General features: G+C 68.7%; 8 protein-coding genes. 5 read left to right on the top strand and 3 right to left on the bottom strand.

Annotated features, from left to right (window positions below):
• The coding region (locus tag ACF08N_RS24960) for an RHS repeat-associated core domain-containing protein (protein WP_392326893.1) at positions 1 to 1,944 on the top strand (1,944 nt) is incomplete at its 5' end.
• An 11-nt stretch (positions 1,945 to 1,955) separates the two neighbouring features.
• Positions 1,956 to 2,453 (top strand): hypothetical protein, encoded by a 498-nt coding sequence (locus ACF08N_RS24955; protein ID WP_392326892.1) that lies wholly within the window; start codon positions 1,956 to 1,958, stop codon positions 2,451 to 2,453.
• A gap of 117 nt (positions 2,454 to 2,570) precedes the next feature.
• On the opposite strand, the gene ACF08N_RS24950 is transcribed toward ACF08N_RS24955, so the two are convergent.
• Positions 2,571 to 3,005 (bottom strand): ATP-binding protein, encoded by a 435-nt coding sequence (locus tag ACF08N_RS24950; RefSeq protein ID WP_392326891.1) that lies wholly within the window; start codon positions 3,003 to 3,005, stop codon positions 2,571 to 2,573.
• Positions 3,006 to 3,141: 136 nt separating this feature from the next.
• On the opposite strand from ACF08N_RS24950, the gene ACF08N_RS24945 reads away from it, so the two are divergent.
• Together ACF08N_RS24945 and ACF08N_RS24940 are read left to right on the top strand one after the other, a co-directional pair.
• Positions 3,142 to 4,008, top strand: coding sequence for a Scr1 family TA system antitoxin-like transcriptional regulator (locus ACF08N_RS24945; protein WP_392326907.1), 867 nt, complete (start codon positions 3,142 to 3,144; stop codon positions 4,006 to 4,008).
• The gene (locus ACF08N_RS24940) at positions 4,005 to 4,202 is read left to right on the top strand and encodes a DUF397 domain-containing protein (RefSeq protein ID WP_392326890.1); all 198 of its coding nucleotides are present in this window, start codon (positions 4,005 to 4,007) and stop codon (positions 4,200 to 4,202) included. Before ACF08N_RS24945 ends, ACF08N_RS24940 begins: the two co-directional genes overlap by 4 nt.
• Before the next feature lie 12 nt (positions 4,203 to 4,214).
• Here ACF08N_RS24940 and ACF08N_RS24935 read toward each other — a convergent pair whose 3' ends face one another.
• Both ACF08N_RS24935 and ACF08N_RS24930 read right to left on the bottom strand, forming a co-directional pair.
• Positions 4,215 to 4,490, bottom strand: a complete 276-nt coding sequence (locus ACF08N_RS24935; protein ID WP_392326889.1) for a hypothetical protein — start codon at positions 4,488 to 4,490, stop codon at positions 4,215 to 4,217.
• Between the two features lie 50 nt (positions 4,491 to 4,540).
• Positions 4,541 to 5,368, bottom strand: coding sequence for an LLM class F420-dependent oxidoreductase (locus ACF08N_RS24930; protein ID WP_392326888.1), 828 nt, complete (start codon positions 5,366 to 5,368; stop codon positions 4,541 to 4,543).
• A 151-nt stretch (positions 5,369 to 5,519) separates the two neighbouring features.
• Between ACF08N_RS24930 and ACF08N_RS24925 the strand changes: the two genes are divergently transcribed.
• Entirely contained in the window at positions 5,520 to 7,037 is a 1,518-nt protein-coding gene (locus tag ACF08N_RS24925) for a CehA/McbA family metallohydrolase (protein ID WP_392326887.1), read from the top strand.
• Positions 7,038 to 7,075: the final 38 nt, after the last annotated feature.

Below are 7,075 nucleotides of genomic sequence, written 5' to 3'. Positions count from 1 at the left end.
CGCCTCACCCAGGTCCTCAACCCCCAGGGCCTGACCTGGGACTACGCATACGACACGGCCGGACACCTCATATCCGAGACCGACTTCGACAACCGCACCCTCACCTACGAAACCGACCAGGTGGGTCGTCTGGTTTCCCGTACCGACACACTCGGCCAGACCATCCGTTACGAGTGGGACGACCTCGACCGGATGGTCCGCAAGGACGCGGCCGGTGTCGTCACGACGTTCGCGTACGACTTCACCGATCAGCTTGCGGAAGCAGTCAACGCGGACGCCACCATCACGTACCTGCGCGACCGGTACGGCCGCCTCGTCTCCGAGACCGTCAACGGCCGCACCATGTCGTTCACCTACGACGGGCTGGGCCGCCGAACTGGTCGAAGGACTCCGACGGGGGCGTCCAGCTCCTGGACGTACGACGCCGTAGGGCGCCGGGTGTCACTGACCACCGCCGGCCGGACGCTGACCTTCGAACACGACGCGGCGGGCCAAGAGATCACCCGCCACATCGGCGACACGGTCACGCTGGCATCCCAGTACGACACCATGGGCCGCCTCACCAGCCAACACATCACCGGCTCCGGCCGCAGCATCCAACGCCGCGACTACACTTACCACGCCGACGGCAACCTCATCGGCCTCGACGACCAACTCGCGGGCGCGAAGACCTTCGACCTCGATGCAGCAGGCCGCGTGACCGCGGTTCACGCGGGGCGCTGGACGGAGCGCTATGCCTATGACGAGGCAGGCAACCAGACACAGGCTTCTTGGCCCACCTCCCACCCCGGCCAAGAGGCAATCGGCACCCGCGAATACACCGGCACGACGATCACGCGCGCGGGCAACGTCCGCTACGAACACGACGCACTCGGCCGCATCACCCTCCGCCAGAAAACCCGCCTCTCCCACAAGCCGGACACCTGGCGCTACGAATGGGACGTCGAAGACCGTCTGACCTCTGTCGTAACGCCGGACGGCACCCGCTGGCGCTACATCTACGACCCTCTGGGCCGCCGTACGGCGAAGCTTCGCCTCGCCGCTGACGGGGGAACTGCGGTTGAGCGGACCGACTTCACCTGGGACAGCACCACCCTCTGCGAACAGATCACGACCACCCGCGAGTTGTCGAGTCCGATCACCCTTACCTGGGACCATCAAGGTCTGCGGCCCATCGTCCAGACCGAGCGGATCCTCAGAGCCGACGTTCCCCAGGACGAGATCGACTCCCGCTTCTTCGCCATCGTCACCGACCTCGTCGGTAGCCCGGCAGAGCTCATCGACGAGCGCGGGGACATCGCCTGGCGCACCCGCGGCACCCTCTGGGGCACCACCGCCTGGAACGCCGACGCCACCGGCTACACCCCGCTGCGCTTCCCGGGCCAGTACTACGACCCCGAATCCGGCCTGCATCACAACTACTTCCGACACTACGACCCGGAGACGGCGCGCTACCTCACCCCGGATCCCCTCGGCCTTGCGCCCGCGCCGAACCCCGTCACCTACATCCAAAACCCCCACACGTGGGTCGATCCACTGGGACTCGCTCCGGTCGTCTGCCCGGACGCCGAGGCCGGAGCGGAGCGCAAGCTCAAGCCCGGAGAGATCTACGTCTACCGGGCAGTCATGGACGGTGAACTCGACGACATCCTCGGGCCGGGAAACCGCCGGTACAGAAACCTCGGCGGAGCCGAGGTGAAATACTTCTCCAGCAGTCCGGAAGGTGCCGCCGCCTACGCGCGGCAAGCGTTCCACACGTTCAACGACGGAAGTTCGTACACCCTCACCCGAGGAATCATCCGCGAGAGCGACATCGACCCGGCGAGCTACATCGAACACCTCGCGGATGCCGGCGGTAAGGTGGATGCACCCATGGCCCTGAGGGGCAGTGAAATAGAAAAGATAGGCCGGGTACGAATCCTTCCCTCCATGCCCATACCGTAAGCAGGAACGCCATGCATATCCTCATCACGTCAAACCGCGCGGAGACGATTCAATCCTGGCGAAAGATATTCCCTCCGTGCGACGAGATCGAATTCAGGGAGTCCTATCCGAAATCCCTGCAGGCAGACGCCATCTGTATGTCGGGAATCTACGCGCTGGAACGCTATGGAGGGTCCCCACGCAACGACGTGGCTCAGATTCTCGACAACCTTCGCAATGACGGGCTCCCGCCGCTTGTCGTAGTACCTCCCTCCCGCCCGCTGCAACGCACGGCGGCGGGAACGCTGGAGGTGGTACCGGAATTCTCGGCAGAGAGTCCTGCCTACTACGCCACGTCTCGCGCATTCGAGGCGATCGAGCGCTGGAACTCACGCAAGGGCCCTTCAAGAATCGATGAGTTGATCTTTGACCTACCGCTGTTGGGGATGGATGATCCGGCGGACAGGTCGACCCCGCGCTCCGTGCTGCGGGGCATGGCAGGTTCCCTGGGCCTGGATCTGAACGGATGACGTGACGGCTTCCTGGAGATGCCTGGCGGTAAACGGAGGTCCGATTGTCGATGCCGTAATGGATAATCCGAACCGTAATGGTGGACCTCTGAGGCGGCTCTGCCAAGCCGCGAGTACTCAATCGACCAGAATTTCAGCCAAGACTACATTCGCCCAGATGGTCTTACCGATCGAACGGTCGGACACGCCCCAGTCCTTCGCCAGCGCCGCCACCAGCACCAGCCCGCGGCCCGCTTCCGCGTCCGGGGCCGGCTCCTCCCTGGCCATCGGCACGCGCTCGCCCCGGGCGTCCGAGACCTCGATGCGGAGCGTCGTCTCCGTCAAACGCAGGCGTAGCTCGAAGTCCCGGCCGGGCACGCGGCCGTGCGTCACCGCGTTCGCGGCGAGCTCCGCCACGATCAGCGCCGCCGTGTCGGACAGCTCGCTGTCGTACGCGTAGCCCCACGCGTCGAGTTGGTGCACCGCCAGGTGGCGGGCCAGGCGGGCGCCGCGGCGGGTGGACGTGAAGCGCTGGGTGAACTCAGCCGTGGGGGTGGTCGTTTCCGTATTCACGTCACCGAGCGTGTCCGGCTCTGCCTACGCTGACCAGGACCTACGGCTCGACGCCGGGTAACCGTACGGACGCGGTCGGTCCGCTGTATGGCTGTCGGCCGTGACCATCGGGGACGTACGCAAGGGCGGGTACGGCATGGGGAACACAGGACGGGAAGAGCGGCCGGAACGGCCTGTCGAGGCGGACGGGACCGCACATCTGTTCCGGGCGCTCGGCAAGCAGCTCAAGGTGCTGCGGGAACGGGCCGGGCTGAGTCAGAAGGAGCTCGGTACCGCAGCGCACTGCGGTGAGGACCTGATCTCCGCGATCGAGCGCGGGGTCCGGACCCCACAACCAGACTTCCTGGAGCGCGTGGACGGTCTGGTGGGCGCGGGTGGGGTGCTCAAGGCAGCCGTCGACGACGTACGCGAGGCGCAGTCGAAGGCACGGACCCGCCATCCGGACTGGTTCCGCAATTTCGCACGCGTCGAGGCCGACGCCTCGGCGCTGCACGAGTACAGCAACCAGACCGTGCCCGGTCTTCTGCAGACCGAGGACTACGCGCGGGCACTGTTCTCCCAGCGGCAACCGCTCCTCGACGAGGAGACCATCGAGAAGCGCGTCTCCGACCGGCTGGCCCGGCAGCAGATCTTCGAACGTTGGCCCACACCGACAGTCAGCTACGTGCTGGAAGAAGTCGTGCTGCAACGACCGATCGGCGGCAAGGACGTTCACGAGCGGCAGCTTCGACGGCTCTTGCACGTCGGACGCCTACGCACCGTGAAGCTCCAGGTGATGCCGACCAGCCGCGAGGAACATCCCTGCATGGGCGGAGCGTTCATCCTGTTGACTCCAAGAGGCCGACCGCAGGTGGCCTACACCGAAAGCTACGGCCATCCGCGGTTGATCACCGATCCACAGGAGGTCGGCGTGTTCGGCGAGCGCTATGGCAGCATGCGGGCGCAGGCCCTTACGCCTCAGGAGTCGCTGGCCCTGATCGAGAAGATGCTGGGAGAACGATGAACACCACCGAACACGGCTGGTTCAAGTCCAGTTACAGCGACGCCGAGGGCGGCGCGTGCGTCGAGGTCGCCACCACCCCCACCACCGTCCACGTCCGCGACTCCAAGAACCTCCCCGGCCCTCAGCTCGCGCTCACCGCCCCCGCCTGGGCTGCCTTCGTCGCCTGTGCGCGCGTGGTGAACCCTCTCGATTAGTACGCCGCCCCGTCACGGGGCGGCGACCTCGCCGTGGTCCTCGGCCGGCAGGGGGCGCATCAACTGCGCTGTCAGGGCGGAGTCGGCCAGGATCGCCGCCGTCGCGCGCCATTCCGCGAGGACGCGGTCGAGAGTCCGGTGCGCCTCAGGGCCCGCATCCCGCGCGGCTTGGAGGAGCTCGTTTGCGAGCTCCCGTACCTCCTCTCGCGAGAGATGGCGCATCCAGGGGAAGACCTTCGCAAGCAGAGCACCGAAGTCGGCGGCTGGGGCATCCGGCGACGTACGCATGGCCCAGACCGTACCGGTTCCCCAGGGGCTTCGCGGCAGTTGAGCGCCCCCTACAAATACTGCGCGTACTCGTCCAGCGCCCGCAGCACCTCCAGCTCGCCCCCCGCCGGCAGCTGGAGCACCACCTCCCCCACCCCCTGGTCCGCGTAGTGGGTCAGCTTGCCCGGTGACGGGCGGACCGCGTACGGGATCACCACCAGGGAGTCCGGGTCGCGGCCCGCCGCGGACCACACGTCGCGCAGCACCGGGACCGACTCCCGCATGCCCCGGCCGCCGATCGGCATCCAGCCGTCGCCGTACTCCGCGATGTGCGCGAACAGCTTCGGGCCCGCCGCTCCGCCCACCAGGACGCGGGGCGCGCCGCCCCGCGGCTTGGGGTGGGCGAGCGAGGCGCTGACCGTCGCGAACTCGCCCTCGTAGCCGAGCGGTTCGGCCGACCACAGCGCGCGCATCAGGCGCATCCTGTCCCGGACCAGTTCCCGGCGCGTGGACCATTCCACGCCGTGGTCCGCCGCCTCCTCCACGTTCCACCCGAAGCCGACTCCGAGCGTGAAGCGGCCCCCGGACACATGGTCCAGGGTCGCGATCCTCTTCGCCAGGGCGATCGGGTCGTGCTGGGCCACCAGCGTGACGCCCGTGCCCAGCGTGAGGGACGTCGTCACCGCAGCCGCCTGGGCCAGCGCGACGAACGGGTCCAGCACGCGGCCGTACTCGCGCGGGAGTTCGCCGCCCGCGCCGTACGGCGTCTTCCGGGACACCGGGATGTGGGTGTGTTCAGGGACGTAGAGCCCCGCGAAGCCGCGCTGTTCGAGTTCGCGGGCGAGCCGCACGGGGGTGATCGTCTCGTCGGTCAGGAAGATCGTGGTCGCGATCCGCATGGGGACACCGTAGGCCCAAAGGCGGCCACCCGCCCCCGGCCACGACGGTGTCATCCGTCAATCCCCTTCCCTTGCATCCGCGTTCACGGCTCAATACCAGGGTTCGGACTGCATCACTCCTGTCCATCTCGACCTCTCGGGAGCCGACGGCATGTGCAACGACGACGAACACGCGGGACACGCACTGGGCAGACGAGGACTCATCGTGACGGGAGCCGCGGCCGCCCTTACCTTGGGCACCGTGAGCTTCGCGAACGCGGCACCACGGGGCGGCGAGGGGGCGACGAAGGTCGTACGCGGCACGCTGCCGCCCGGCGCACCCGACTTCGTGTACCTCCCCGTGGAGATTCCGGCGGGGGTCCGTCAGATCCATGTCTCGTACAGCTACGAGAAGCCGCCCCAGCCCGCCGGCACCGCGGGCAACGCCCTCGACATCGGCATCTTCGACGAGCGCGGAACCGCCCTCGGCGGCAAGGGCTTCCGCGGCTGGTCGGGCGGCGCCAGGACGGAGTTCTTCATCCGGGCGGACGAGGCCACGCCGGGGTACATCCCGGGGCCCGTCCGCCCCGGGCTGTGGCACATCGCGCTCGGGCCGTACACCGTCGCGCCGCAGGGGCTGCCGTACGAGGTCCGCGTCACGCTCACCTACGGGGAGCAGGCGGAGCCGCGCACGGCGGTGTATCCGCCGGAGCGGGCCAAGGGGCGCGGGCGCGCCTGGTACCGGGGCGACTGCCACCTGCACTCGTGGTACTCGGACGGCAGGCGCACCCCCGCCGAGATCGCCGCCCTCGCGCGCGCCGCCGGGCTCGACTTCATCAACTCCTCCGAGCACAACACACATTCCGCGCACCCTCATTGGGCCGAGGTGGCCGGTGACGACCTGCTGATCCTCCTCGGGGAGGAGGTCACGACGCGCAACGGGCACGTGGTGGCGCTCGGCACCGACCCGGGGACGTTCGTCGACTGGCGCTACCGCGCCCGCGACAACCGCTTCGGGCACTACGCCCGTGCCATCCGCCGGGCCGGCGGCCTCGTCGTCCCCGCCCACCCGCACGCCACGTGCATCGGCTGCAACTGGAAGTTCGGCTTCGGGGAAGCGGACGCGGTGGAGGTGTGGAACGGGCCCTACACCCCCGACGACGAGGTGTCCCTGGCCGACTGGGACAGCGCGCTGGCCGTCGCCGCCCGCACCGGGAAGCGCTGGACCCCCGCCATGGGCAACAGCGACGCCCACCGCCACCCCGACCCGATCGGCACCCCGCAGACGGTCGTCCTCGCCGACGATCTGACGCGCGAGGCGATCCTCGACGGGATCCGGGCCGGGCGGAGCTACGTCGCCGAGAACAAGGACGTGACGGTCGCCTTCTCCGCGGCCGGCGGTCGCGGGCAGCACGCGGGGATCGGCGAGCGGCTGCGCGTGGCGGACGACGATCCGGTGACGGTGCGTGCGGAGGTGTCGGGCGTGCCCGGCTGCACGGTCCGCATCGTCACCGACCAGGGTGTCCTGCACACGGCGGCCGTTCCCGCCTCCGGGGCGGGAACGGTGGAGTGGCGTACGACGGCGCAGTACGCCACGTACGTCCGTGCCGAGGTGCGGCACGCGCCTGTCGTTCCCGGGCTGCCGGGGCCGCTGGCGGCCTTCACCAACCCGGTCTTCCTCGGCGGCTGAGCCGGCGGTCCCGCCACGTACCCTCGAACGGGACGTGG

It is taken from the genome of Streptomyces sp. NPDC015127 (assembly GCF_043080095.1).
Taxonomy (GTDB): Bacteria; Actinomycetota; Actinomycetes; order Streptomycetales; family Streptomycetaceae; genus Streptomyces.
The sequence above is the reverse complement of the archived record's forward strand: the minus strand, read 5'-3'. Positions and strand labels throughout refer to the sequence as shown.

Excerpts from the sequence above, each read along its gene's own strand:
- ACF08N_RS24940 (WP_392326890.1), top strand. The coding sequence starts at position 4,005 with ATGAACACCACCGAACACGGCTGGTTCAAGTCCAGTTACAGCGACGCC.
- ACF08N_RS24935 (WP_392326889.1), bottom strand. The coding sequence starts at position 4,490 with ATGCGTACGTCGCCGGATGCCCCAGCCGCCGACTTCGGTGCTCTGCTT.
- ACF08N_RS24930 (WP_392326888.1), bottom strand. The coding sequence starts at position 5,368 with ATGCGGATCGCGACCACGATCTTCCTGACCGACGAGACGATCACCCCC.
- ACF08N_RS24955 (WP_392326892.1), top strand. The coding sequence starts at position 1,956 with ATGCATATCCTCATCACGTCAAACCGCGCGGAGACGATTCAATCCTGG.
- ACF08N_RS24925 (WP_392326887.1), top strand. The coding sequence starts at position 5,520 with ATGTGCAACGACGACGAACACGCGGGACACGCACTGGGCAGACGAGGA.
- ACF08N_RS24945 (WP_392326907.1), top strand. The coding sequence starts at position 3,142 with ATGGGGAACACAGGACGGGAAGAGCGGCCGGAACGGCCTGTCGAGGCG.